The following is a 26,836-nucleotide window of genomic DNA, read 5'->3' as shown; positions in this document are numbered from 1 at the left end:
TTTACAACAAATCAGCTTTTTCTTTCTGTTGTTTCTTCGCTCTCGAATAGAGCATCAGCCCATTGCTGCAGGATGGCTCGGCGCTGTTCAAGTAAATCGCTTCTTTGATAAGCAGAAACTGTTTCATTGCCGGTCGAGTGCATGAGACATTTCTCAGCCGTTGTCGCATCAATATTATTTTCAGCGCACCAATCCCTAAAAGTAGATCGCATGCCGTGCATGGTACTGCTTAGTCCAAGTGAAGTTCGCAAAAATTTTCGCGGAGTCTCCCGCCGTATCGGTGATTTGCCATCTACTGAAAATATAAAACAGCCTTTAGAACCTTTCTTCAGACTTTTTAGAATCGCACACGCCTGTTTTGACAGCGGGACTCGAAAAGGCTCAAGTTTCCCGTCTTTGCGCCTGGAAGCCGGACATATCCAAACTTGATCTTTCCATGAAATCTCATTCCAGTGCGCCTGAGTGAATTCTACGGATCGAGTCGCTGTCAATACGCCAAAAAGGAGCGCTTTTGCTGCCGTCGCTTCAGAGTCCATCAGCTTCGGAATAAGAGCTCTTAAGTCACTAAAGCTTAGGGATGAAAAATGTTTCTGCTCGGAGCACTTCCTGGGAGAGGGCAGAAACATGTCTAAATTTCCGCGCCATGAAGCAGGATTTGCTCCGGAATACAAGCCGTCATGAATCGCATAACTGAAAATTTTCTCTAATCTTCCCCTTAATCGACTCGCCGTCATTGTCTTTTCGATCCATATGGGATGAAGGATTTTTAAAACGTCGTTTTTAGTGATTTCGTCGACAAATTTTTCCCCAATAAAAGGATTGCAGTAATTGGCTATAGAAGACTTCCAGGAGGACAGCTGACTCGGATTTTTCCAGAGTTTGACTCCGGCAAGCAGCTCAATGACTTGCATGGAGTAGTCTTTAAAAAGCGGCCTTTTTCTGGGCTCATCAGACGGATTTTGTCCGGCGACCGAAAGAAGTGTTCGGAAAAAATATGCTTTTTGTTTTACTTCGATGATGGGAGTTTTGGAGGCGCTTCCAAGAGCCATGTCCCTAACTTTTCCGCTTTGATCCAAATATCTGAAAAAGTAATTCCGGTACTTCCCGTTGGCCCGTACTCTAATATAGAGATTCTTCTCGAGTCGGTGCGTACCGTCTGTCAGTTCGAAAATTTCCCTTTTTTTAAATTTTCCAATGCTCGCGTGTGACATTTTTTCCTCAATATATGTGTGCTGCACTTTCGACTAATGAGGCGGCAGCGTGACCTCGTCAGCCGAATTTATCTATAGATTTCCCAATACGAGCATTGGACTTAGGAAAGAATCCGCAGTAGCTTACTTGAACATAAATTCAAATACAATAGCCGGAGTTCCTTCTAATTTCTTAATCAAAAAAGAATGCGTTTTCGGACATATCTGTTCTATTTAATGGCAGTCACACTTTCGCTGCCGCTGCTTGTACTGACATACACGCAGTACATGATGATTGAACAGGAGATTGAAAGAGAAAATACGCTGCTTGTGGAGGACGCCTCTGCCCTCAGCAATAACGTTAAGGGTAGAGTGCTGGCCGCAAAAGGTCTTGTGACCATGGCGGCCAATGTTTATGCCTTAGAAGGTCAGCAAAATCATTATCGTCTCAATAAAATCCTGATTGGTCTGAGAGATGCGCTCCCATATTTCTCCAATGTGCATTTTGACAGCCCCGAAGGAGTGACGGTTGCCTTTGACCCGCCCAGAAATCCGAAGGGTGAGAGCAATATTGGTGTTGACCATACTCAGCGGGAACATTGGAAACTGGTAAACGGGCAGGATTTCCCAATCGTCTCTGACGTTATTCAGGCGGTAGGCGCTGCGTCAGGTCCGATCGTAAACATCATGTCGCCTGCGGTGAATGAAAAGGGAACGGTTGTTGGTTACGCGGTGTCCGCTCTGAATCTTCGGGCGCTTTACGATGAGGTGGTTGCCGGACTCGGTTTGAAGGATTGCGTCGTTTGGATCCTTGATAGTAAAGGGATGCCGATTTACGCAAATGACAGATCGGATTACAAGGATGCCATCATGCCTCGAGAAGAGATCCGAAAATATTTAGAAGGGCCTAAAGTTGTTTCTAAAGTTAACCGTCCGAGCGGTTCGAATCTAGTCGGGGTGATCGCACCTATCGAAGGATTGGACTGGGTGGTTGGTATATTCAAACGTGCGGAAGATCGTGAAACTATGGTGCTTTCTTTAATTGCGACCAATCTGCTGATCTTCTTATTCCTCCTGCTTTTTTCCTTCATGATGGCAAGATTTGCGTGTAAGCCGCTGACGGATAATGTGTCGCGCCTTATGCTGCAAGTCAGAGAGGGAAGAGCGGTACCTACCCCAAGCGAAAAAGTCCAGACCCCGATTGAACTCGTAGAGCTTCAGAAGGCATTTTGTCGGCTTTTAGGGAAAGTTCAGAGCCATCAGAGCGAAATTAAAGAGCTTAAGGATCATTCTTCCTCGAGTCTGTCTCGAGAGTTAGAGCTGACTCGTGATGATGCGAAGTTCCTGCGGCAGATCATCATGTCAAGTCCGCAATCGATTGTTATCACGGACTCCAACGGATTTATCCGCCTTGCGAGCGAAAGGGCAGTGGAACAGTTCGGTTCTATCAATATAGGGACTTCGTTCAAACGCTTGTTGAGAACAAAATTTGAGTTGGAAGATTCAGGCAGCGAACGCTCGGGCAGCGATCTCGTGAAACTGAAAGAAACCGCAACAGGTAAGGAGTTCCTGCTCTTTAAATCTCAGTCCTATATCGGCTCGGAAAAACGAGAAATCTACGTTTTAAGCGAAAGGATCTGATTTTTTAAAGACTCTGTAGGAGTACCCTAAACTCGGCAGTAAATGATCCGTGATCTCTTTCATTGAGATTTCCCAGCTTTGATCATTAGTGCACGGATGGCAATTGATGAAATCGCAGTTAAGGATCTTTTCGTCGAGGATAAGCTCCACTTTGTGCTCTTTATCAAAGATCAGACCAAGTAAGCAGACAGCTCCGCGAAAGGTTCCGAGCAGCTCCGCAAGCTCTTCTTCCGCTGCGAAAGATAAATGTCCGCATCCGAGAAACTCAGAAGCTTCTTTTGCGCTGAAACGATCATCAGGAGGAATGACAAAAAGAAAAAATCGCTTCTTGTTTCTGAGAAGCAGAGATTTGCAGCAGTGCGCTCCGGCGTTCTGAGCAATTTTTTCCTTCTTCACACGTTAAAACCGGTTCGTGGTGAAATACTTCGAAAACTATCCCTGCCCGACAGAGATAGTTTGATATCGTTCTAATGTTCCTTTGGGTGATAACTTGGTCCATAAACAGTAAAATGAAGAAAGTTGATGATTTGATTGTAGTAATCACAGGAAAAAATGCAATATTCAGTTGTAAACTCTCTAACATATTGCTCATTGGCTAATACCTAGAAGGATATTTTAGGAAAGAACAACATGTCTCAAGCAGAAATCGGCTCTTTTCCTCCGGCCGTAAAAAAGTTTTTCTTATTAGGGGCGCCTCTTGCCGCGCTGTTTGTTTTTTGGATACTGCCTAATACCTATACGGATATCCATGGCGCGTCGATTGTATTTCCGACAGCAGCAAAAGCCTGTCTGGCTGTGGTTGTATGGATGGTGCTTTGGTGGCTGTTTGAGCCGGTTCCGATACCGGTGACCTCATTGCTGCCGATTCCGCTTTTCCCGCTGCTTCATATCGCGACGCCGACTCAAACAATGGCGCCGTACGCTTCGAATACGATCTTCCTTTTCATGGGCGGTTTTATTCTTGCCATCGCGGTACAGCGATGGAATCTGGATAAGCGTATTGCGCTGACAACGCTCAAGCTCGTCGGCACTAAAGCGTATGCGATTGTGGGCGGATTTATGGTTGCAAGCGGCGTTCTGTCGATGTGGGTTTCCAATACGGCGACCGCTGCGATGATGGTTCCGATTGCGATGGCGGTACTCTCGCTGGTCCGTGCGCAGAAACGAGGCGGCCCGATTGACGAGGAAGAAGAAAATTTCAGTGTGGCGATGCTGCTTGCTGTTGCATACGGTGCTTCTATCGGCGGTATGGCGACAATTATCGGTTCTCCGCCTAACGGCATTTATGCGCGTTTCATGGAACAGCATTTCAGTCAAACCGTTTCATTGGCAAGCTGGATGAAGGTTGGTCTGCCTCTGACTCTTGTCCTTTTGCCGGTTTGCTGGTTCCTGTTGGTAAAGGTCTTATTCCGCAAGTCTCTCAACGAGATCGAAGGCGGAGCCGAGTGGGTGAAAGAAGAACTTCAAAATCTCGGACCGATGAGTAAAGCGGAACGCTATGTTTTCCTTGTCTTTTTGATTGCGATCCTGCTTTGGTCGTTTGGCGGGATGATTCGTCCGCTTGAATTTGGCGGTATCAAACCATTCTCTTCTTTGTCCGACTCCAGCATTGCGATGCTGTGCGCGATTTCTTTGTTCTGTATCCCGATTAATAAGGACCGCACAGTTCTTACTTGGACGGACATGAAGGATTTGCCTTGGGGCGTTCTGCTGCTGTTTGGCGGCGGTCTTTCTATGGCGGCAGGACTCTCGATTACGCAGTGCGGTCACATTATCAGTGCCAATGCGTCAGTTTTTGCGGGCCTGCCGAAGTGGATTGTTCTTCTCGGCGTCAGTTTCCTCGTGATGATCGCAAGTAACTTTACTTCCAATACGGCTTTGGCAGCGACTTTGATGCCGCTATTAGCATCCGCGTCAGAACCGATGGGCGTGCCTGCGGATCAGCTGCTTTTAGTAACCGCGCTTTCAGCATCCTGCGCATTCATGATGCCTGTCGGAACACCGCCTAACGCGATTGTGTTCTCTACAGGGCGTATGAAGATCACGCATATGGTGAAGGCCGGCGCGGTGATTACGGTTGCATCTGTAATCGTGATCGGCGTTTTCACGATGCTGTTCCTTTGATCGTCCGCTGATGCCTAAAAGAGACCGGTCCGAAGAGCTGTTTGGACCGGTCCTTATATACCTGAAAGATCTGTAGCTTCATCGAAAAAGATTCGTTTGAACATGCGTGAAGCGAGCGGTTTTTTTTCATGTCAGAGTTGGATTCTGTGCCGGAGCGCAAAGCGTAGAAAGTCAGCTTCTGATCAGGAGTGATTATTTAGAAATCGGCCTAGACCACAGGCTGATTCTGTTAAAATTCTTGCCTCTAACCATTGAGTCCGTGATGCCCCCACGTTTAAAACTGAATAAGATTACAAAGCGATACGGAAACACGGTTGCAAATAATTCGATATCGCTGGAAGTCATGCCGGGAGAAATCCTTGCAATCCTTGGAGAGAACGGAGCCGGGAAAAGTACCCTGATGAAGGTGATTTTCGGTTCGGTTGTTCCGGATGAAGGAGAAATATTCTTTGACGGAAAGCCCGTGCAGATCCGTTCACCGGCTGATGCCAGAGAACTCGGCATAGCGATGGTGTTTCAGCACTTTGTTCTTTTTGAGACGCTGACCGCAAAAGAAAATATTCTTCTTGGCATGCCCAAAGGGACAGACCCTGACGCGCTTGAGAAAGAGATTATCGAAAGGAGCGCTCATTATGGCATTGAGGTCGACCCGAATGCGGTGGTTAATGACCTCTCGATGGGTGAGAGGCAGCGCGTTGAGATTTTAAGAGCGCTTCTGACGAATCCCAAACTTCTGATCTTGGACGAACCCACGTCCGTATTGTCTCCTCTTGCGCTTCAGGCATTTTTTAAGACGCTCCGACAATTGTCATCCGAGGGCGTCTCAATTATTTTTATTACGCACAAATTAAACGAAATCCGAGAGCTTTCAGATCATTGCACGGTGATTCGCGCCGGCGAAGTGGCGGCTAACGTGAACCCTAAGGAACACACTGAAGAACAGCTTGCCAAGCTTATGATCGGAAATGATTTGCCGGAAATCCTTCCGAAACCGGATATTAAGCCTTTGCCCGGGCTGGAGGTTTCCTTTAACGGTGAACGCGTCACTTTTAAGAGCCAGTATCCGTTAGTTGGAAAGATCTCTGTTCCGCGCGGCAAGATCGTCGGTGTGGCGGGAATTTCAGGAAACGGCCAGAGTGATTTGATGAAGGCAATTTCGGGAGAAGTTCTTCTTTCCAAACAGGCGGTGAAGATTTGCGGCTCTGCCGCCGGAGATCTTCGCGTTCAGCACAGACGCGCGCTCGGGCTTCGCTACATTCCTGAGGAAAGGCTTGGAGAAGCGACGGTTCCGGAGATGAGTCTTGAAGCCAACACGCTTCTCACAAGCAATCTCTTCTTGGCAAAGGGCTTCATGCGCAATAAGATGATTCATCGATTTACAAACTCGGTGATTGAAAAATTCAAGGTGAAATGCGGCGGTTCCAAGGCTCCGGCAGATAGTCTTTCCGGAGGGAATCTTCAGAAATACATTGTCGGCCGAGAGCTTCTGCATAATCCCAAGGTCCTGGTCCTTAACCAGCCGACATGGGGTGTAGACGCCGGAGCGGCAGCGCTGATTCGCAACGCCCTGATTCGGCAGCGAAGCGGCGGCAGCGCTTTACTGGTGGTGAGTGAAGAATTGGATGAATTATTCGAGATATGCGATGAGCTGGTTGTTATGAGCGAGGGCAAAATATCGCCTCAGGTGAAAGCTCAGGCTATCTCGGTTGAAGAGATCGGACGCTGGATGTCCGGTCTTTGGCCGAAAACGGAGGACGCATAATGAACTTTCCGATCGCTATTTACAATCGCGAGCGTCCGAACCGGTTCTTAGCAGCGGTTTCTCCGATTCTCGCGGTGATTCTCACTTTAGCTTTAGGCGGCGCAATCTTTGCGATGGTTGGCAAAGAACCGCTTTACTCTCTGTATGTATTCTGTGTTGAACCACTTTTAACGCTTCGCGGCTGGGGCGAACTCGGCGTGAAGATGACGCCGCTTATTCTCTGCGCGTTGGGTTTAGTGGTTTGTTACCGCGCCAATATTTGGAATATCGGAGCAGAAGGTCAGCTCATTATCGGAGCGCTTTGCGGCGGCTACGTCGCGCTTCAGGCGAGTCCCGATCAGAGCGGGCTCTTCATGATTTGGGTGATACTTGCGTCGATTGTCGGCGGTGCTTTGTACGCGAGCATTACGGCATGGCTGAGAGATAAATGCAACGCGAACGAGATCCTGGTTTCTTTGATGCTGGTCTATGTCGCTGAGCTTCTGCTTTCCTGGGCGGTACAATCTCCGCTTAGGGACCCGCAAGGACTTGGCTTCCCTCAGAGTCCGATGTTTGAAACCGCAGCAACGCTTCCGATCATGATCCCGGGTACACGTATGCATTGGGGCGGCGGACTTGTTGTGATATCGCTCTTTTTAATCTGGCTGATCATGTCCAAGATGTTTATCGGTTTCCAGGTTCGTGTCGCGGGTCTTGCGCCGAAAGCGTCAAGTTATGCGGGTTTTTCGAATCGAGCGATGATCTATTTCGCACTGCTTTTGTCCGGTGCGCTTGCGGGGTTGGCCGGTGTGATTGAAGTGTGCGGACCGATCGGTCAGCTAACTCCGAAGATTTCTCCGGGATACGGATTCGCCGCGATTATTGTGGCCTTTGTCGCGCGGCTCAAGCCGGTTGGAACTGTGCCAGCTGCTTTTGTGATGGCGCTTTTTTATCTTGGCGGAGAACTTGCTCAGTCTCGTTTGGGGACTCCGGCCGCCTTAACAGGGGTTTTCCAAGGCTTGCTGCTTTTCTGCATTATGGTGTGTGACTCGATGATCTTCTGTCGTTTCCGCTGGGTTGGTTTCGGTAACTGGAAAAAGGAGGCGGCATGAGTGTAGCGGCCTCGTTAATTGCGACCACGATGAATGCGAGCACACCGCTTTTGTTAGCGGCGCTCGGGATCTTAGTTGCTGAGCGCTCCGGGGTTCTAAACCTTGGTGTTGAAGGTATTATGCTCATGGCGGCGATTGTCGCCTACATAGGTGCAGTGGAGAGCGGCAGTTTTGCGGTTGGCTTTTTAGCGGCGATTTTGATCGGCATCGCTTTTGCTCTGTTTTTTGCGATTTTCGCAGTCGGACTGAGAGCAAATCAGCAGGCGTCTGGTTTGGGCGTCGCGATCTTCGGAGCAGGACTTTCGGCCTATATAGGCATTCCGTATCAGGGAGCAGTGCTCCCGGAAAGGGGCCCTGACGGAATTATGTTCCTCGACAAGATTCCTTTTATCGGAGAAGCGTTCTTTAGCCAGCATTGGATTGTCTATTTGTCGCTTCTGATGATCCCTGCGGTTTGGTTCTTCCTCTACAAGACTCGAGCCGGATTGGTGGTCCGAGCGGTTGGAGAGTCGCCGTTCAGCGCTAATGCTCTTGGATACGATGTCCCCTTGATTCGCTGCTGCGCATTAGCGTTTAGCGGAGCCTGCATTGGTTTATCCGGTGCCTACCTTTCCCTTATTTACACACCCTTATGGGTTGAAGGGATGGTTGCCGGACGAGGATGGATTGCGCTAGCTTTAGTGACATTTGGAACATGGCGTCCGTTCCGTGTGTTCCTTGGTGCCTATCTGTTCGGCGGTATGACCATGCTGCAGATGAATCTGCAGAGTATGGGAATTTCAATTCCGACGCAGTTTATTTCGATGGCGCCTTACTTAGCGACGATTATTGTCTTAGCACTGATTTCGAGAAATCCGAGATGGATTCGACTGAATATGCCGGCTTCTCTTGGAAAACCTTTTATTCCGCACTAACGTGCGGCCTTACATTCATAACGGTGGAGATAAACGTGAGAACTTCATTGAAACTTGTGGCAGCTGTTGCGGCACTCGCTTCTGTTTTTGCACTGAGCGGCTGTGACGACAAGAAAGGTGACGCTTCTAAGCCTGCGGACGCGGCAAAACCTGCGGCAGCTCAGAAGGCAGACGCCAAGGAACCTTTGAAAGTAGGTTTTGTATATGTTGCTCCTATTGCGGATGTTGGTTATACCAAGCAGCATGATCTTGGCCGTCTTTATGCGATTGAACAGGTCGGCAAGGATAAGGTGACGACTACTTTCGTTGAGAATGTTCCTGAGACGGCTGATGCCGAGCGAGTGATCCGTCAGATGGTCAATGACGGGAACAAGCTGATTTTCGGCACAAGTTTCGGCTATATGAACTACATGCAGAAGCTTGCCAAAGAATATCCGGACGTTAAGTTTGAGCATGCAACAGGCTATAAGACAGCCCCGAACATGACAACCTACAACATTCGTTTTTATGAAGGCCGTTATTTAGCCGGTATGCTCGCCGGAGGTGCAACTAAGAGCAACATTATCGGATATGTCGCTCCTTTCCCGATTCCTGAAGTTCTTCAGGGCATCAATGCGTTTACGTTAGGCGCCAAGTCGATCAATCCGAACATTCAGGTGAAAGTGATTTGGACGAATGCCTGGTACGATCCTCCCAAGGATACAGACTCTGCCAAGACTCTGATCGGACAGGGTGCGGACGTGTTAACACAGCACACCAATACTTCTGCGGTCGCTAGCGCAGCGGAGTCTGCCGGCAAGATGGTGATCCCTTACAACAGCAATATGAAGTCTGTCGCGCCGAATGCGCAGATTGCGGCTCTGGTCCTGAACTGGGGACCGTACTATGCGAAGAAGATGCAGCAGGCGGTGGACGGTAAATGGGATAAGACACCGGTTTGGATGCACTACAGTGACGGAGCATTGTCCTTAGAAGGCATTACGGACAAAGTCCCGGCAGATGTCGTAAAGAAGATGGAAGAAGTGAAGGCAAAACTTGTTAAAGGAGAGTTCCATCCCTTTACCGGTCCGATTAAAGACAATGAGGGCAAAGAAACGCTCAAGTCCGGAGATGTTATGAACGACAAAGATCTGTCCACGATGAATTATTACGTGGATGGTGTTATTGGAAAAGTTCCTAATTAATTTCCCGGCTTAATTTAGCAAAGGCGTCTTCGGGCGCTTTTGCTTTATCAGGGATCGAATTTCAAAATATGTGAAAAAGACCACAAGTCAGGAACGAGTAATGATCTTCTTTAACCGTGGGAATGCATGTGCGGAATAGCGAAGTGAAACGTCCCAGCCTTACGTAGTTTCTATTTTTTAAGTAATTACACCTAAAATTTGCTGATATTTTTTCTATTTGTAACGAGAAGGGGCCGTTGAGCCGCTATTTATACATCGTACGGACTTGTTGGAATTTCGATTGCTGCAGTGACTTAGAAAAAATCTAATAATAACAAAGAGTTCTGTTTTTGAATAGCGCCTTAATACCTTTCATAACGAAGGGTTTTACACCTGGAGTATAGCCAGAGAAAGAAGCGAGAGATTTTTTGAATGCCGATAAGATGATGGCTCTTAATACTTTTATATCAAATGGAGTTAAGCATGAAATTATCCGCTCGCAACTGTATCGAAGGCAAAATTGTTGAAATCAAGAAAGGTCCTGTCAGCACCGAAGTCACAATCGAAACTAAGTGCGGACAGAAGCTGGTTTCTTCTATCACCACAACCAGCGCAGAAAATCTTGGTCTTGAAGTTGGCAAGACAGCTTTCGCTGTGATTAAAGCTTCCAATGTTATGGTTGCTGTGAACGAATAATTCGTAGGCTCGTTCCGTTTTTGGAGAATTAAGGTTATGTTTTGCCCTTTAGGCGGCTCAGCATAGCCTTAATTTTTTATTCAAGATGCCGTATAACGTATGAGACCGTCCCGAGGATCGGATGCGGCAGCGGGATAGTCGGGTACTGGGAATGATCATAACTTTCTGAGATAAGACGTTCCGGCTGAATATCCGTAAAGTATCTTCTTAGCGTGAGTTTCCCATCATGCTGTAAAAGGACAATTTGCCCGGGGCGAGGAAAAAATCCGTGTTTCACGAGGATTAAATCGCGCTGATGGATTCCGGTTCTGTCCATAGAGTTGTCAGGTGCATAGTAAAGCTGTGTGTCTTCCTGAGGATCTATCAGCATTTCATTCAGATTAATTTTCGAAGAGGAGAATCGATCAATTGCCGGAGGAGGCGTGCCTTCATCCGGGGCTAGTCGAATCTGCGTTCTGACCCATTTAGAGCCGCCGAGTTTTTTGAATTTAGCCAGCAGCTCCTCGGTCAGGATAATTGTGGTCGTTTTTGCGCCGATAAGTTTTTTTCTGCCTGCGCCGGGCCGAACACCGCCGCGCGTTTTCTTTGTCGATGTTTTCTGATCAGATTCCATTTTCTTCTCCGACGAGAGAGATCATTATATAGAGGACGATTCGGTTCTCATCTGCGGCGGTCAGCGATTTTTTAAAGCAGAAGGCTCGCATCGGTTCGCAGATCTGCCTAAGCCGCATGCAGTGTTACCGGTTGAGGCCGTCTGTTCAAGAACGACGGCTAAGGCAAAATCTGATGCTCTTTTTGGGATATTTCTTTCGGTAATAGCAAGAATTAGCTGTGGTCTTTTTCACACAGATAAGGAAAATTTTGTGGTCAAAAGCACATTGTTCCCAGACGCAGAAATAGAGTTTCGTGAGATTCACGGCCGGGAGAACAATGAACCGGGTTGCTAAACGTTGGTGCTTATTCAAATCCGACTAACGCTTAATATGCGAAAAAGACCACAAATATTTTCGTATGGGGTATCGGTGTCGGAACAGAGCTACAAGAAGATATAAAAAGGGTAATTTTTTTCTGGAAGCAGGATTTATTTAGGGATAATGGGTGTGCTACCATCCCATTTAAAGGAGTATTTAAAAATATGTGCTTTTGACCACAAATTCTCCCGACTTTTCCAGAAAAATGTATCAATAAGCTTCTTTAACCTTCTGAATATTCAACGATAAATTCGAAATTTTTTCTAGAAAATTTAACGACAAGGTAGCTCAACTAAGGCTAATTATGATATAATTATCAATAAGGAGGAGTGAGTCGTGTCCATCTCAATTTCGGAAAGAAAGGTAAAAGGCAAGGTCTATATCTCTATCGTCGAGAAGTATCGAGATCCAATTACAAAAAGGTCCACAACTCGTCAGCTCAAAAGCTACGGGAACAAGGAACTATTTCTGCAGAAGCACCCTGACGGACTCGAACTTATCAATTCAGATTTAAAGCTCTTCCGGGAATCAACTCAGGCCTATGCGGAGGCGACCGAGCTGCCGAACGGCAGCGGAGTCTCAATCGTTGACAGCGCAGCGAACTCCACTGAGTTAGGCAGTTCATTTCTCGTTTCACCAGCACCGTTTCTAACGATTTGGAACAAGCTTAAATTAGACCAATACTTCAAGAATCTAGAGCGCAATTACAGAGGAAAGGTTCCGGTCGATTTAAATAAACTGGCCTTTTACAATGCGGTTGCTCGGATACTCAGGCCTGAATCAAAACTAGGAACGTGGATTGACAGGAATAGATATCTATACGACTTTGAGAGCCTTTCTCTCAAGGATATGTACAACTTGCTGGATATACTTGACGAACGCAAGCAAAAGATCATTGATCGGTTAAACGCGGCAATAGACAAGCTTTATCAGAGGGATCTTACGATCGCTCTTTATGATGTCACCACCTTTTACTTTGAGAGTTTTATCGAAGATGAGCTTCGTGCTCGAGGTATGAGCAAAGAACATCGAACCCAAGAAACACAGGTAGTGATGGGCTTACTTGTAGACAGCGAAGGAATACCGTTTGGCTACGAGCTCTTTAGAGGTAATACTGCCGAAGTCGGCACAATGCTTGAGGTGGTGGAAGGCTTTAAAAAACGTTACCAGTTAAACAACGTAACGATCATAGCCGATGCCGGGTTAAACCAACTCATCAACTTGGAATCCCTTGAACAGGCCGGGTTTAAATATATTGTTGGCTATCCTCCCTACGTAAAACTAAACCGTACAGAACAAGATTCTCTTCTGGAAGAGGACGGATGGGAGAGTTATGACTGCGTAGAAGATTCTTGGCGCATCAAGCGAATGGCTCTTCCAATCAACAAGCGCGTTTATCCAAAGGGTGAGCAATCGAGAAAAATCCAGCTGGAGGCTGAGTGCATTGCAACGTTCTCTTTATCACGTTATAAGCACGACTTGGATGAACTGAGAAAAAAGACAACACGTGCGAAAGAACTCGTACGAAAAGGAGCGAAAGCTGTCCAGGCAGCTAATCGCAACGGCTATAAGAGTTTTATTAAATCAGAGCTTAAAGAAGTTCAATTTAATGAAACGCTTTACACCAAGCGTCTTAAATGGTGCGGTTACACGGCCTTGCTGACCAATATCGAAGATCAAGATCCGAGCGTCATTTATGCACTGCTTCGACAACTCTGGAGAATCGAGGATAACTTTAGAGTGTTAAAAACGGCGATTGAAGCCAGGCCGGTCTACGTATGGACAACCAAGCATATACGGGGTCATTTTGTACTGTGCTATATCAGCCTTGTCCTGACTCGTTTAATGCAGAAACAGCTGAAAGAGGATGCCTTGAAATACTCTGTAAGGCAGGTTGTAGAAGCCCTCAATGCGCTCAGCGTCTCCCCCTTGAATGCATTAAGAAAAAGTAAAAGTCAGCTATATCAGTGTGTGGTTGAAAACTCTGAAGGGAGCACGTCCTCCGGAGAGTACAAACCTCTTCTGGAAATTGCCAATGACATCTGGAAATCGTGCGGCTTGGAGCCCCTGACGCGTCTTGAGAGTCACGGCTCTTTAGTTAGGAAACTTGGAAGAAGCTTTAAAATCCGATGAATCGTTGAACTACGAAGTCGCTAAAATATAAAATCGGCTAAAGGCTTGGTACTCACGGGTTATACCGCGAAATCGTTTTAAAAATCAAGGAAAAGTCGGGATAAAAAGGGTAATTTTTTGCTGGAAGCAGGATTTATTTAGGGATAATGGGTGTGCTACCATCCCATTTAAAGGAGTATCTAAAAAATATGTGCTTTTGACCACAAATTCTTCGGTCTGATGCTCAACGCTGCACCGTAGAAAAGAAAATATGCGAAAAAGACCACAAGTCGAAGACGTTCTTGTGGTCTTTTCTTCATATTTAGGAGGATCTGATCTCTTGAGTTTTCTCAATGATTCGAACGGTATCACTGATAATTCGAGTGGTAAAAGTAGTAAAGCCCCTGTAACTGCAGGAGCTTGAATAAGAGTAGCGCTTTCAGATGCCGGCGGTTTTGCTGTCTGATCAGTACTCGATCTTGAACAGATTCTCTACGTTGGATGAGAGTACCGCGTCATAGAGCCTGCCCTTAAAATCGATCCAAGTCTCGGTTTCTTTCTCATTGGCAGTGCCTGTATAGAATTTACGGCCGGCGGCTAAGAAATCCGGAGACACAATGCCGTCGACAGCAGTCAGCTTCATGACTTTATTTCCGTAACCGATTTCGAAATACAGCTTTCCAAAGATGCATTCCGGTGCACAGATGTCTTCTGAGGGTAAAGCCATGAAACGGTTTCGGGTTACACAGCGCCCGATAAGTTCTGCTGAATCGGTAATACCGGGGCCGGGGAAAGCTGTTTTTAGAGTGATAAGTTTGCGCTGAGCCACTTCACCTTCAGGCACCAGTCGATCAAGCGCATATTTCATCATGCGAAAGCAAAGGGCAAGACCACCGCAGCGCTTTAGTCCATGATAGGTTTCACAGTCGTTAAGCGTGATAACGGTGATGGTCTTTCCGCCATTTTCTGTCACGCGAATTTCTTCAGCATTGGTCATTTAAAACTCCTAAAGTAGAACTGTTATTCGAAAGCAAGCGGAAGGACTAATTCCTCGACTTTTACAGGATTTCTCATCATCCCGTTATCCTTGAGAAATTTCTCGTTGACTCTGAGATCGTTCACATCTTTCTGAGTCATCTTGTCAAAGTAGTGGCTTCGTTCAATGAGAGTCTTAGCGTTCTCAACAGAAATTCCGTGCTCTTTAGCGCCCATTTCTGCGGTTTGATCCGGGTTGTTTTTCATCCACTGAAGCGCTTCCTTATAGACTTTGCTGACGCGTTTGACGATATCTGGGTGTTCTTCGGCAAATTTCTGAGTGGTGGTCATGACAAGCGTGGGCTCAACCAGTCCGTCGGCGTTTACGATTGTCTCGGCTCCGGACTTGTTCGCTTTGATAAGCGCGCTGCTTGCGACAAGCGCTGCGTCAGCCCGACCGGCCATAATGGCGCTTAAAGCTTTTGGAATTCCCATGTTGATAAACTGCACGTCACTCTCTTTGAGTCCTTCTTTCTCTAACGCGGCGACAAGAAGCTGATGCAGGAAAGTTCCTTTGGGGCCGACTACCTGTTTACCTTTTAGATCTTTAATTGTCAGATGCGTACCGGGTTTGGACACAATGGCAAAGTTTGAGGTTGGATGAGCAGTGCCTGTCAGAATGCGCACAGGCAGACCCTCTGAATTCAGCATGAGTACAGCCGCAGTGTTCATATTGCCGGCGATATCAAGACTTCCGGCACCCATTGCGCGGGCCGCTTCCGGACTCGTCCCCATGTTGTGCCAGTTGACTTTGATCCCTTCCTTTTCAAATTCTTTTTCAAGCATCTGACGGTCTTTCATGACGAGAAGCTGAAGTACAAAAGGAGGTTTAACGTAGGAGATGTTGAGTTCTTTAATCTGAGGCGCGGCTGCCGAGACGGCAGAAGCCGCAAGAATGAGGATTGAGGCAATGAGTGATTTAATTTTCATATGAATTCCTTGAACTAACTGATATGTAGATCGAGAATAAACAATATTGAAAATTATAATTATTATCATTTACGAATAACGAAAGCTGTTTTTTGATCGATTGATACGAGTAAGGGATTACTCCAGCAAAATGAGAATGAGATTTATTTAGATGAGTTAAAACTTAAAGACAAAAAAAAGACCGAACGATGTCGGTCTTGAGACTTTAAAAATAAAGATTAAAGCACTTTTTCTATCGAGGACTGAAGAATGGCGTCATGTTTACGGCCTTCTACGACTTCATTACGAAGCTGACCGCTCGGGTGGAAGGAAACGACTTGACGAGCTTTGATAACGGCAGCCTCACCGGACTTAGGATTGCGGCCCGGACGCTCGTTCTTCTTCTTAATTGAGAACACGCCAAAATTTGAAAGCTTTAAGTCCTCGCCTCGAGCTAAGCATTCGAGAGACTCCTGAAAGAAGAGCTCAACGATTTCTTTACAGAATTTTTTAGGCAGCCCGAATTGTTCATAAATCACATCAGAAAGATGGCTCTTGGTTAATGTGTCGCCTTCCTTCAGCAGGCTGCACAGAACCATTGTTGTTTCTTCTTTCTGCTGTTCTTTAACAGCTTGTTTTGGAAGTTCTTCCATGATCTTCTAATTTTGGGTTAAACGAAAGGAGGATTCTATACCAATATTGCTTTGTTGTCCTATTTCGTTAATTATTAAGCAAAATTACGGATAAGCATTTGCTTTTCGACGAGCGACTCCGAATTCGTCTGAATAGAAAAATCGGGAGGATGCGCGACAGAATCCCACTAATTATGTCTATTTACCACTGACTCAATATGAGCAATTAATCCAGCGATTCTTTTTTTATTAAATTGTTAAAACTCGATTAGTCGTTTAAAGAAAGAGCAGTGGCAAGGATAATGAATAATCCGATTAGGACGGCCATCCAAAAGGCCGCAGAGGATTTTTTCCCGGATTTGCTTTTTATTGGTTCGGCGCCCTGAGGTGTGCGATGAAATGACAAAGGATGCTGAATGTATGTTTCGCCGGCAGTTTCCGGAAGACCTTCCGGATTAAGCGCCTTAGTCACTTCACTAAAAAGCGCGGCAAGTGCATCTTCTTCCTTAAAAAGACCTTTGACGCTCTTATTGAATATCGCGGCTTCAGCGGTGAAAGTGACAAGACATGGGATCTCCGTCTCCGGGTCTTCGAATACCGCAGAAATTAAAATCGGATCACCGGGATGGCTCTTGCGGTCGCGTGAAAAGACAAAAAGGGCGCTGCGGTAATCCAAAGACTCTTTGAAGGGCTTTTCCTGTATGGGTCGAACGTAATACTCCAGTTCGAATGAATCCCAAATAAATGCTTTGGACAGCGTTTGACTTCTTACCGGCAGACCCATAACCGGCGCATTCCCGGTTATAGGAGGCAGGGTCTCTTCCGAGCGCACCTCGAGCTCCGACTGATGAAAGGAGAGATTGGGGATCATGTCGGCTATTTCCTGAAAGCCGCTGCGATTCTGAGGTTTTAACTCCATGAGGTATCTCTCTTGATCAGAAAAATCGGATTTTGCGCTGACAGGCGATCAAAATGCGACGTCTTTTGGGCGCGAAGCATCGAAGCAATGTCGGTAATGTATGGTTCGTTCCATAGATTGATGTAGGCTTTCTGAGGGCCTCCGTGAAGGATACATTCCTGAGAGAAAAATTCGATCAGGATATCTTTCCAGGGATAGAAATTAAAAGACTTCCGCCCCCAGAACTGTTCCTTCTGAGGGAATTCAACGCCTAAATCAGAAATTCGGCACTGCATGAATTTTAAGGTACCGCCTTCCTTAAGAAGCTCGCTAAACTTTTTTATGCGGGCAAGCATCGCAATGTTCCTGAAGACATAAATGAAGCTCTGCCATTCGCTTTCCTCATCGAAAGCAAAGCGGACTTCCTCTCCGTTAGACATGCGAAATCCCCAATGTCTGAACCTGCAGGAGGGGGCGTTTTGATCGGCTTTGAAGTTTGAGGCACAGTAAAAGAGAGAATCTATTTCCGCTAAGAGATAGTTTTTCCCGTCATAGGAGAGTTCTGTCTCGGACAACTTAATTTCAGAGCCGCCGCGAGTAGTAAAGCTCGATTCTTCAAAGGAAGTTTCGGCGCCAAGGTTGACGTTTTCCCGTGCGATCTCGGAACGGGAGATGATCTCTGTCAGTTCGCCTGCATAGGCTTTTAAGAATGAGGGAAGAATCTTGTGTTTTTCCTGCTGCCAAATAAAAAAGCATTCATCAAGAGGGTTGAGCGTGAAACTGTCGTCAAGACAAAAGGCTTTGAACTGCGAGAAGGAAGAAGCGGTTTTGGCGGCCAGCTGAAATCCTTCGGAGACGGTTTCTGTGCTGCCAAGCCGAGATTCCCGGCCGATATATTTGATGAGAGCCTTAAACTGTCTCAGCGCCTGCCTCATGCGGCTTGAGAAGAATTTGTCATAGCGTCTGAGCAGAATGTCGGTTAATCGTTCTGAGCTGCGCTGATGAGGACATGCGGCCGAGAGCATCCGATAAAAACTCCTAATGGTTTCAGAAGAGTAGTTTTGGAGGATATGTTCAACAAAAGACGTCTGAAAATACGGGACAAGAGGAAGAACGGTATCCAGATCCTTACGGGTCAGTTCCTCAAAACCGGTGCTTTTTCTCTGTTCATTGATCCGTTTCAGGATCAGCTGCAGATCTAGGGCCGCAAACTCTTCCTGGATCCCGACTATCTCACGGATAAAGTCTTCCGCATCTTGCGTGCTGAGTGATGCGGCATACTTTTTTCTCAGGTGCGCAAGCCGCAGATGCATATGGCTGAGCGTGCCGTCACTTTTATGATTGAGAAGTACCGGGTCGCCTCGAGCAGTTACGGTCAAATACGATTCATGGTCCTTGACTTCATCACTGTCACAAAGAGAGAGGACTTCTGAGAGCGAGCGCTCAAGACTCGTCTGAGTATCCTGCGCTGCCGCCTGTGCAGAGTACGGAGAAGAACCTGAGGCAAAGTATGTGGGCATCAGAATTGCCGGCAGCTTGCGTACTCGGATGCGTTGTTCATCGAGTTTTTGAATAAATGGTTCCTTCAAACCGGGAAGTGCGCTCGGCATTTGATCTCTGACAGGTATATTAGAGTTAACAGGTTTTTAACAATGATACTAAAGAGGCGCTGAGAGACATGCCGATACGGCTCAATTCGGAAACTGAGTCTGCTGTTTTCAGGCAAAAAAAAGCGCTTGAAAAATAAATTCAAGCGCCAGTCTAAATGTGATGGTGGAGGATCGGTCGTTCTGAACGAACTTCGGAGATCCCCCGGAGATTCCATCACCAACCTCAAATCCCAAGGAGAAGTGACAATATTTAATTGCCACGGACAAATATTAGCACAAACAACTAGGTATTTCTACTACCATATCGATACGGCACTCATTTTGAGTTTCTATTTGTTGCTAGACAGCGTAAAGCTTTACCAGCACTGAGGCGGAAATCAGCCAGAAAAGTACGGCTCCAGTTCTATTTACGATTTTGGAAAACTTTTCATTCATCCAGCGGCCAGCCGCATACGCCGCGCTGTAGCTGTAAATAATATGAACCAGCCAGCAGGTAACAACAAAGATGCTGATCAGTACCGTCAGCTGCAAGGCATAGGAGCTCGTATGACTGACAAACTGCGGCATCAGAGACAGCAGGAAAATAATCAGCATCGGGTTCGTGAGCTGCAGCAGCGCTGCGCTCGAGAAAATCTTAAAGCGTGCTTTGGAGGGACTGGGGTCTTTAAAGCTTTCAATCCGTTGAGAGAGACTGTGGGGCGGTGCAACCCAGCTTTTATAACCAAAATACCTGACTTTAGAACTATCTAAATAAAAAAATCTTTCGCATCCTAGACAGGGTACATTTTTTATCTTTTTATTAAATATATACATGTAGTAGGTTATTGTATGGTATAATACATATTATCTCAGGAGTCTGCGACTATGTTCCTCAAATTTGAAAAAGGCGGTAAGAATCGGCAGTACGAATATGTTTCTCTTGTCGAGGCGTACAGAACCGAAAACAACAAGATCAAGCATCGCGTTATTGAGCGCTTTGGTAGAAAAGATCTTTTGTTAAAAGAGGACCCGGAGGCCATCGTCAAGCTTCAGGCTAAGTACGGCGGAACTCGAGAGGAAAAAGATCGAAAAGCAGCAGACATTCGTGTAAAAAAAGCAATTGAGGACTTGCAGCAGGCCTCGGACACTCTGACTGATTATCCAGTTCTCAAATACGGACATTACCCTATCCAAGCTTTATGGAAAAATGTTCTGGAGCTTGATCGAAAGTTTGATTACCAAAATAAAATCCGCAGATTTAAGTTTGATCTGAACAAAACTGTGTGTCTGCTGAGCGCAAGTAAAATCATGGAACCGAGCTCAATCCTCAGATTATTTGACGAGCAGGATAAATACCTTGGAGCCCCCATCTTTGGGGTGCCCCTAGATAGTATCTATGACAGTCTGTCTGTCGTCAGCGAGCAGAAAGATTCTTTAATGAAGTGGACTAACAAGGCCATCAGCCGAGAAGTTCCTGATGACCGCGCTTCTCTCGTCTTTTACGACGTTACCAATACCTACTTTGAATCTGCAATGACTGACGCAGAAAGAGGATATGAGCAAGCGGACTTTGCTCAGAACCTTCTAGACATGGCCTCACAAGCAAGGGCTCTAGGTACGCTTTCTGAAGAGTGCTTTGACGACAGCGGGAATGTAATCCCAGAAGCTCTGCCTGCTGAATTTATCGACGCGGTGCTTAATGAGAAGATCCAATATTTGAAGATGAGAGGTCCTTCTAAAGAACACCGGTTTGATCTACCTCTTGTATCTGTCGCTCTTGTCATTGACCGTTACGGCTTTCCAATGGACTTTGAGGTGTTCTCAGGCAACACATCAGAGTTCAAGGGAATGGAAAAAGTCATAAAAAAATTCCAAGATAAGTACGCCATAAAGGAAACAATCGTCGTTGCCGACCGAGGATTGAACTCTGGTGCGAACCTGAAGATGCTCAATCATAAGGAGTTAGGCTTTCTGATGTCTCAAAAGGTCACAGGACTTGGAGAAAAACTAACCAAACGGATGCTGGATCAGTCTTTGTACGATTGGTTTGATGAACAGAACACGCAGCTTGGCCGCTATCAAGTAGTTAATAACTGGCAGAAAAACAGTTCGGCGGGAGCTATTGATTGCACTCTCGTGTTTACCTTCAGCGAAAAGAGGAAGAAAAGAGACGAGAAGATTTTAGAAATTTGGAAAGATATCGTCTTAGCCAAGAAAGCTCAGGGTGTTAAGGTAAAGTCAAAAAGGAGCGGCTGGTCATGTCTTGCCAAAACAAAGGATGATCTCCGTGAAGGTTCCGTCATCGTAGGAGTTGATGAAAAAGTCTACGAGAAGAAAAAGGCCCTATGCGGTTATGCCGCAATCATTTATAAGGGAGCGCCTGAGTTTAAAAATACAGTCACAGAGGAAGGAGAAATTATCAGGGAAGAAATCCCGGGCAGTGCGAAGCCCTTGTCGCCTCAGACTATAGCCGGATGTTATCACCAGCTGAATCAGATCGAGCAATGCTTCCGAATTATGAAGACAAATCTGGGATTAAGACCCATGTATGTATGGAACTCAGAGCATGTCAAAGGACATATAACCGTGTGCATTCTGGCCTTGATGTTAATCAGACTGATCCAATTTCGTCTCAAAAATGCCGGCGCTCCTATGAGTGTCTATCAAATATGCCGCAGCCTTCGCGATGCAGAAGTCGTCATCTGGAAAGACAGCAAAGGGGAACTATTAGCTCACCCGACTCGTAAGGGAGTAGAAGAGTTGAGAAAAGGTCGAGAACGGATGGACGTACAGAAATTGATAGAACTTGCCAGAGATTTAAAGAAAGAACCTAAACCCATCGATTTGATTATGCAGGTATGCGGACTCTCTCCATTGAAAGGTACATACTCAAGGAAGGAATTACAGCGGGCGTTAGGAACTAAATTTGCAGATGATCAAACCATGGTTGGTCCGTTAGTCTGGGAAAGTCTGCTTTAACCTACAACATAAAAATAATTTTAAAAACTCGGCAAGTCTCGATGGAGGCTAGGTTGCCGAGTTTTTTTAAAGTTAAAACTTCTAAAGTCAGGTTGAGAGAGACTGTGGGGCGGTGCAACCCAGCTTTTATAACCAAAATAGATCATGAGAAGGCAGCCCGCGATCTGCAGTCCGGCAAAGAGCTTGGGAGAACTGGTAATTACCGCGCCTAAACCGGTCGCCGCGATAATGCTCATGATCAAGTTGCCCAAGGCGACACCCGTGGGAGAGCAGAATGCTCTGCTTTTTCCGTACATTACAGCGTTCTGAAGGGTATAGAGAACGCCTGCTCCGGGAGTGATGCAGGTGACTAAAACAACCAGAAAATAAAGCATCAGGTTTGTTGAATCCATTTCTTTTCCTTTAATTTATTATTTGAAAAGTGTAAAAAGAAATGATTTATTAAAACTCAAGAGTGATACTAAATATTTAACACAGAATTTTTGAATTTTATGCAGACACGCTTTGATTACAGGACGATGCGTCAGCTGATGCTGTTTGCGGTCGTGACTCAGGAAAAGAGTATCCGTAAAGCGGCGAAGCGTTCGAATATGTCGGTGCCGCCTTTGCTCGCTCAGCTCGATGAATTGGAAGACCGGCTTCAGGTACAGCTGCTTGAGCGCACGCCTCGAGGTGTACGGGTCACGCCGGAGGGTGCTGTATTGGTGCCTCTGGTTGAACAGTTTCTGCGCCAGGCGGAGGCTCTAAGCTACTCCGTGAATCAGATGACAAAAGCCGCAAGCGGTGTGTTGACCATCGGCGCCAACGCTGAAGCCATGATTTTCTTTATCCCAAAATTAAAGCGTCAGCTGGCAGCCAACTATCCGAAAATATCCCTTTTTGTGAAGGAGATCGATTCGTTTCAGACGGAAACTGAGCTGACAGAAGGTTCGATCAGTATTGGCATTTCTTTTTTTGATTCGCTTAGCGACCGAAGGTTAAAGATGCGGGTCCTGCGGATGGAAAAACCGATTGTTGTACTCGGAAAAGAGCATCGACTTGCGCGGCATCGGGAAATTGAAGCCAAGGATCTGAGCGGCGAAAGTTTTGTCTTCTCCCGCCGCTCAATCGCGCCTCGGCTGTTTGACGGGCTGGTTCATTTCTGTGAGTCGCAGGGCGGATTTACGCCGCGCATTGTGCACGAAGTGGATTCCTCTCCGCGGCAAATGGCATTTGTGAGCTGCGGACAGGGCATCGCATTCCTTCCGGAATCTTTTTATCCGTGGATGCCGCCGAATGTCAGCGCGCATACTCTGAAAAATGCTCCTGCGACTCTGCCGCTTTCAATGGCGTGGAATCCGTTGGTGCTTTCTCCCATCCGAGACGTTGTGCTGAATGAAATTTCTCAGTTTTTTGCCTTACATTCTGCAGCTACTGAATTGCGCTGAATGCATGTTCCAAATCTGTGATCAGATCTGAGGGATCCTCCAGGCCAATATAAACACGAACCATTCGATCCAGATCCGTGCGGTTTCTTACAGTGCGTTTGCCGTAGCATCGAAGGATCAGACTTTCAAAACCGCCCCAGGAATAGCCGAGACCGAATAATGTCAGTGAATCGAGAAACTTGTCGATTTGCTCATCGGTGAAATTGGGTTTGAACGTAAAGCAAAAGAGTCCGATAGGACCGGAGAAGTCGCGCTTATAGATCGCATATCCCGGATCTTTCGGGTAGGCGGGCCAAAGAATGCTTTCCACTTCTTTTCTTTGGCTGAGCCAGTCGACGACAGCCTGCGTATGCGCGCCGATCGCATCCATTCGAACTTTCAGTGTGCGCAGGCCGCGTAATCCGAGATAGCAGCTTTGAGCGGACGCGTACTGTCCAAGTATTTTGCTCACACGTTTAACTTCCGGCCAGGTTCTCTCACTGCAGGTGACGGTTGACATCAGAACGTCGGAGTGACCGCAAATGTATTTAGTGGCCGCATGAATGACCACGTCCGCGCCGAGCCTGAGCGGGTTGAAGTTCAGCGGTGTGGCGTACGTATTGTCAATCATTGTGATGACATCTTTTTTCTTCGCGGCGGCAATAATGGCAGGAACGTCCTGCATTTCCAACGTGTGACTGCCCGGGCTCTCCATGTAAATGAGCCGAGTGTTCTGCCGGATGAGCCTTTCAATTCCCGAGCCGATCAGCGGGTCATAGAACTCCACTTCGACGCCGAGGCGCTTGAGAAGAGTTTCACAAAAATCTCGGGTCGGGCCGTAGACCGAATCGGTAACGAGAACGTGGTCGCCGGCCTGGACGAAGGCAAAGAACGGAGTAACGCAGCCCGCTAATCCGGTGCCGTAGGCCCAAGTTCCGGCTCCGCCCTCGAGCTGATTCATTGCTTCATAAAACGCCTGATGAGCCGGGCCGCCTTCTGTGCCGTATGTGAAGCTCGGTTCTCCGTTCATCTGAAGACGGACTCGGTTCTTCATATCCGCGATGTCATGATGCAGGATTGTTGAGCCTTCATACGGCGGAATGTTCACATAACCTGAACTCTTATCAAGGTCTCTGCCGAGGTGCACCAGTTCAGAATCGATCTTTAAACGTTTACGCATAGATAAGTGTTCTAGGAGTGTGATGTCCGTAGTATAGGCCCGATAAAGCACTGTCATCCGGAACACCCCGGCAATGCGGAAGGTTAATGTTTATAAGAACTCGTGATGCAGAAGGATCATGAAATAATTCTAGGGATTTATACCTATATCTCAAAATTCCAGCAAATTGCTTGTTAGTCATAACATTTTGATTTGGAGGGATAATTTGAAATTAATTTTCTTTTGCATGAAAAATATTACTAAAAAATAGTCAATCTATGAATAATATTTGTTAGCTGATCCTGGCTAATACTAGTAACAGACTGTTATTTTGAGTAAAATCAGCTTGTTTTTCTAAAAACATCATTAACGAGGTGAATCTAAATGAAAAAAATCCTTCTGGCTTCCGTGGTTTCTGCCGCTTTTGCTGTTCCTGCAGCTGCCGCAGATCACGCTGATGTGGTCGTTATCGGTGCCGGCGGTGCCGGTCTCTCCGCCGCAGTGACCGCTCATGATCTGGGTAAAAAGGTCATCGTTCTTGAAAAAATGGCCTTTGTCGGCGGCAATACAAACCGCGCAGCCGGCGGTCTGAACGCTGCTGAAACCAAACCGCAGGGAAAGGCCGGTATTAAAGACACCATCGAAACCCATTTCAATGACACGATGAAGGGCGGCAAGTACCTGAACAATCCTGACCTCGTTCATGTTCTTACCGACAACGCCAGATACTCTGTTGACTTCATCAACTCTCTGCCCGGCGGAGACCTGACTGATGTCGGTATGATGGCCGGTGCCACTAACAAGCGTTCTCACCGTCCTGCGGGCGGTGGCTTCGTCGGAGCCAACGTTGTTAAGACTCTTGCTACTGCCGCTAAGGACAAAGGCATTGACGTCAGAACCAACGCTAAGGCTGAGAAGCTGATCGTTAAGAACGGCCAGGTTGTCGGAGTTCAGTACAAGGACAAGAATGGTGTTAAGACCATTGACGCTAAGGCTGTTGTTCTTGCTTCCGGCGGTTTCGGCGCTAATCAGGAACTGCTGACAAAGATCAATCCCAAGCTCAATGGCTTTGGTACAACCAACCAGCCGGGCGCTACCGGTGACGGTATCATCCTCGGTGAAAAAGCCGGTGCCGATACAGTCGATATGACTCAGATTCAGACTCATCCGACCGTAGTTCCCAACAACGGCGAAATGATCACTGAAGCGGTTCGCGGTAACGGCGCTATCCTTGTCAACCAGGACGGCAAGCGCTTCATCAACGAACTGCAGACTCGTGACGTTGTTTCCGCTGCTGAGCTCAAACAGCCCGGCAAAGTCGGCTACCTCGTTTTCGATACAGCCACTCGCAAGAGCCTGAAAGCGATCGAAACATACATCAAGAAGGGCCTCGTTACAGAAGGCGCCACACTTGACGAACTCGCCGACAAGCTCAAGATCAACGCTGCCAACCTGAAGGCCACAATGGAACAGTATGCTAAGTTCCAGGCTGACAAGAAAGACGCTGAATTCGGCCGCGCCGACATGCCGCGTCCTCTGACAGAAGGCCCCTGGTTCGCTGTTCAGGTGACTCCGGCAGTCCACCACACAATGGGCGGTCTGAGAATCAACACTGAAGCTCAGGTTCTCGATAAGAAGGGGCACGTTATCCCGGGTCTCTTCGCTGCCGGTGAAGTCACAGGCGGTGTTCACGGTGCCAACCGCCTCGGCGGCAACGCTATGGCCGACATCGTTACATTCGGCCGTATCGCCGGACGCAACGCTGCTGAACAGCCGACAGGCGTGATCGTTCCGCGCGGACAGAAACCGGAAGACGCAGAAAAAGCTGCTGTTGCCGGCAAGTAATCTGCACGACAAATAAGCGAAGCCCTTGATAGAAGGGCTTCGTGAAAACAAATAAAAAACGCGTATTGATTTTTCAAAACGCGTTTTTTATTTAACCCGCAATTGAGCGGGTTAAATTGAGGTCGAAAACGAATTACTTAGCGTTTACGGCATCTTTGAACTGCTTGCCGGGAACAAACTTAGGAAGTGTCGCGGCAGGGATCTGAATTGTTTCGCCGGTAGAAGGATTGCGGCCTTCATGGGCTTTGCGAACAGAAGATTTGAATGTGCCAAAGCCGATAAGTGTGATTTCATCGCCTTCTTTGACAGTGTTGATCACTTGTTCCATGACAGCGTCAATGACAGCTTTAACGTCGGCTTTTGTTTTGCCGGTTGTGTTGGCAACGGCATCGATCAGTTCAGATTTATTCATCTCGTTTTCCTTTCGTTTTCGTTGATGAAGAGAACAAGATCATAAAACAAAAATATAATGGGTGAAAACTTTTTAAATAGGAAGTGCTCATTTTTAGTTTTTTATCGATCAGCCTCTTGTTCTCAGTGCCTTTTTATTCATAGCACATATAGCTTCTACTATAAAAATTTTCTGTGCTCGAGTACTTTTCTTGGATATGAGAAGTGAACGCGGATCACTATTAAACGGGAGGAACTTTCTAGAATAAAGCCTGCATGCGCAAATATTTATCCCGCTTTCGATTCGTGTTCTGATGCAAAACTCAATGG

22 protein-coding genes and 1 pseudogene are annotated in these 26,836 nt (G+C 46.8%); 11 read left to right on the top strand and 12 right to left on the bottom strand.

Annotation, left to right across the window (positions count from 1 at the left end; genetic code table 11):
- Window positions 1-11: 11 nt before the first annotated feature.
- Window positions 12-1,211 carry a tyrosine-type recombinase/integrase gene (locus AC6I1F_RS12840; protein ID WP_289171657.1) on the bottom strand — a complete coding sequence of 400 codons (1,200 nt, stop codon included), beginning with the start codon at window positions 1,209-1,211 and terminating at the stop codon, window positions 12-14.
- A gap of 216 nt (window positions 1,212-1,427) precedes the next feature.
- Between AC6I1F_RS12840 and AC6I1F_RS12835 the strand changes: the two genes are divergently transcribed.
- Window positions 1,428-2,831, top strand: coding sequence for a hypothetical protein (locus AC6I1F_RS12835; RefSeq protein ID WP_251453045.1), 1,404 nt, complete (start codon window positions 1,428-1,430; stop codon window positions 2,829-2,831).
- Here the strand turns inward: AC6I1F_RS12835 and AC6I1F_RS12830 are convergent.
- Entirely contained in the window at window positions 2,814-3,227 is a 414-nt protein-coding gene (locus AC6I1F_RS12830) for a YbaK/EbsC family protein (protein WP_160334991.1), read from the bottom strand. The two genes, AC6I1F_RS12835 and AC6I1F_RS12830, sit on opposite strands and share 18 nt — an antisense overlap.
- 234 nt (window positions 3,228-3,461) lie before the next feature.
- Between AC6I1F_RS12830 and AC6I1F_RS12825 the strand changes: the two genes are divergently transcribed.
- The 6 genes from AC6I1F_RS12825 (at window position 3,462) to AC6I1F_RS12800 (ending at window position 10,581) form a co-directional block, all read left to right on the top strand.
- Complete coding sequence (locus AC6I1F_RS12825) at window positions 3,462-4,955, top strand: SLC13 family permease (RefSeq protein WP_160334990.1); 1,494 nt, start codon at window positions 3,462-3,464, stop codon at window positions 4,953-4,955.
- A 262-nt stretch (window positions 4,956-5,217) separates the two neighbouring features.
- On the top strand, window positions 5,218-6,717 hold the full coding sequence (locus tag AC6I1F_RS12820; protein ID WP_160334989.1) for an ABC transporter ATP-binding protein: 1,500 nt from the start codon (window positions 5,218-5,220) through the stop codon (window positions 6,715-6,717).
- Entirely contained in the window at window positions 6,717-7,808 is a 1,092-nt protein-coding gene (locus AC6I1F_RS12815; RefSeq protein ID WP_251453044.1) for an ABC transporter permease, read from the top strand. The genes AC6I1F_RS12820 and AC6I1F_RS12815 overlap by 1 nt, the downstream gene beginning before the upstream one ends.
- Window positions 7,805-8,722, top strand: a complete 918-nt coding sequence (locus AC6I1F_RS12810; RefSeq protein ID WP_251453043.1) for an ABC transporter permease — start codon at window positions 7,805-7,807, stop codon at window positions 8,720-8,722. The genes AC6I1F_RS12815 and AC6I1F_RS12810 overlap by 4 nt, the downstream gene beginning before the upstream one ends.
- 29 nt (window positions 8,723-8,751) lie before the next feature.
- Window positions 8,752-9,906, top strand: coding sequence for a BMP family ABC transporter substrate-binding protein (locus tag AC6I1F_RS12805; protein ID WP_443094412.1), 1,155 nt, complete (start codon window positions 8,752-8,754; stop codon window positions 9,904-9,906).
- A 462-nt stretch (window positions 9,907-10,368) separates the two neighbouring features.
- On the top strand, window positions 10,369-10,581 hold the full coding sequence (locus tag AC6I1F_RS12800; RefSeq protein WP_251453039.1) for a TOBE domain-containing protein: 213 nt from the start codon (window positions 10,369-10,371) through the stop codon (window positions 10,579-10,581).
- Between the two features lie 76 nt (window positions 10,582-10,657).
- On the opposite strand, the gene AC6I1F_RS12795 is transcribed toward AC6I1F_RS12800, so the two are convergent.
- Window positions 10,658-11,194, bottom strand: coding sequence for a LexA family protein (locus AC6I1F_RS12795; RefSeq protein ID WP_251453036.1), 537 nt, complete (start codon window positions 11,192-11,194; stop codon window positions 10,658-10,660).
- A gap of 694 nt (window positions 11,195-11,888) precedes the next feature.
- Here AC6I1F_RS12795 and AC6I1F_RS12790 point away from each other — a divergent pair.
- The gene (locus tag AC6I1F_RS12790; RefSeq protein ID WP_289702632.1) at window positions 11,889-13,685 is read left to right on the top strand and encodes an IS1634 family transposase; all 1,797 of its coding nucleotides are present in this window, start codon (window positions 11,889-11,891) and stop codon (window positions 13,683-13,685) included.
- A gap of 445 nt (window positions 13,686-14,130) precedes the next feature.
- Here the strand turns inward: AC6I1F_RS12790 and AC6I1F_RS12785 are convergent, their stop codons facing one another.
- The 6 genes from AC6I1F_RS12785 to AC6I1F_RS12760 all read right to left on the bottom strand — a co-directional run bounded on the left by AC6I1F_RS12785 (window position 14,131) and on the right by AC6I1F_RS12760 (window position 19,561).
- Complete coding sequence (locus AC6I1F_RS12785) at window positions 14,131-14,661, bottom strand: hypothetical protein (RefSeq protein WP_251451139.1); 531 nt, start codon at window positions 14,659-14,661, stop codon at window positions 14,131-14,133.
- Between the two features lie 23 nt (window positions 14,662-14,684).
- Window positions 14,685-15,629, bottom strand: a complete 945-nt coding sequence (locus AC6I1F_RS12780) for an ABC transporter substrate-binding protein (RefSeq protein ID WP_251451137.1) — start codon at window positions 15,627-15,629, stop codon at window positions 14,685-14,687.
- Window positions 15,630-15,847: 218 nt separating this feature from the next.
- Window positions 15,848-16,261: an integration host factor subunit alpha gene (locus AC6I1F_RS12775; RefSeq protein ID WP_160334982.1), complete on the bottom strand. Its 414-nt coding sequence runs from the start codon at window positions 16,259-16,261 to the stop codon at window positions 15,848-15,850.
- Between the two features lie 247 nt (window positions 16,262-16,508).
- Window positions 16,509-17,159 carry a hypothetical protein gene (locus AC6I1F_RS12770; protein WP_289077719.1) on the bottom strand — a complete coding sequence of 217 codons (651 nt, stop codon included), beginning with the start codon at window positions 17,157-17,159 and terminating at the stop codon, window positions 16,509-16,511.
- Window positions 17,150-18,748, bottom strand: a complete 1,599-nt coding sequence (locus tag AC6I1F_RS12765) for a hypothetical protein (RefSeq protein WP_289163899.1) — start codon at window positions 18,746-18,748, stop codon at window positions 17,150-17,152. Before AC6I1F_RS12765 ends, AC6I1F_RS12770 begins: the two co-directional genes overlap by 10 nt.
- 339 nt (window positions 18,749-19,087) lie before the next feature.
- Window positions 19,088-19,561 (bottom strand): LysE family translocator, encoded by a 474-nt coding sequence (locus AC6I1F_RS12760; protein ID WP_289163897.1) that lies wholly within the window; start codon window positions 19,559-19,561, stop codon window positions 19,088-19,090.
- A 51-nt stretch (window positions 19,562-19,612) separates the two neighbouring features.
- Here AC6I1F_RS12760 and AC6I1F_RS12755 point away from each other — a divergent pair, with 51 nt between their 5' ends.
- A complete protein-coding gene (locus AC6I1F_RS12755) occupies window positions 19,613-21,706 on the top strand; it encodes an IS1634 family transposase (RefSeq protein WP_289077249.1) in 2,094 nt (697 codons plus the stop codon).
- 20 nt (window positions 21,707-21,726) lie between these two features.
- On the opposite strand, the gene AC6I1F_RS12750 is transcribed toward AC6I1F_RS12755, so the two are convergent.
- Window positions 21,727-22,098, bottom strand: a complete 372-nt coding sequence (locus AC6I1F_RS12750) for a LysE family translocator (protein ID WP_289163895.1) — start codon at window positions 22,096-22,098, stop codon at window positions 21,727-21,729.
- 99 nt (window positions 22,099-22,197) lie between these two features.
- Here AC6I1F_RS12750 and AC6I1F_RS12745 point away from each other — a divergent pair, with 99 nt between their 5' ends.
- Window positions 22,198-23,133 (top strand): LysR family transcriptional regulator, encoded by a 936-nt coding sequence (locus AC6I1F_RS12745; RefSeq protein ID WP_237178731.1) that lies wholly within the window; start codon window positions 22,198-22,200, stop codon window positions 23,131-23,133.
- Here the strand turns inward: AC6I1F_RS12745 and metC are convergent.
- The gene (metC, locus tag AC6I1F_RS12740; RefSeq protein ID WP_160334978.1) at window positions 23,117-24,292 is read right to left on the bottom strand and encodes a cystathionine beta-lyase; all 1,176 of its coding nucleotides are present in this window, start codon (window positions 24,290-24,292) and stop codon (window positions 23,117-23,119) included. The genes AC6I1F_RS12745 and metC overlap by 17 nt on opposite strands.
- Window positions 24,293-24,655: 363 nt before the next feature.
- On the opposite strand from metC, the gene AC6I1F_RS12735 reads away from it, so the two are divergent.
- Entirely contained in the window at window positions 24,656-26,116 is a 1,461-nt protein-coding gene (locus AC6I1F_RS12735; RefSeq protein WP_251570417.1) for an FAD-dependent oxidoreductase, read from the top strand.
- A 133-nt stretch (window positions 26,117-26,249) separates the two neighbouring features.
- On the opposite strand, the pseudogene AC6I1F_RS12730 reads toward AC6I1F_RS12735, so the two are convergent.
- A pseudogene (locus AC6I1F_RS12730) lies at window positions 26,250-26,546 on the bottom strand (HU family DNA-binding protein); the annotation flags it as partial.
- Between the last annotated feature and the right edge of the window lie 290 nt (window positions 26,547-26,836).

The sequence above is a fragment of the Parasutterella sp. St.1A3 genome, from assembly GCF_059728705.1.
Note: the sequence above shows the minus strand (reverse complement) of the source record. Positions and strands in the feature narration are given on the sequence as shown.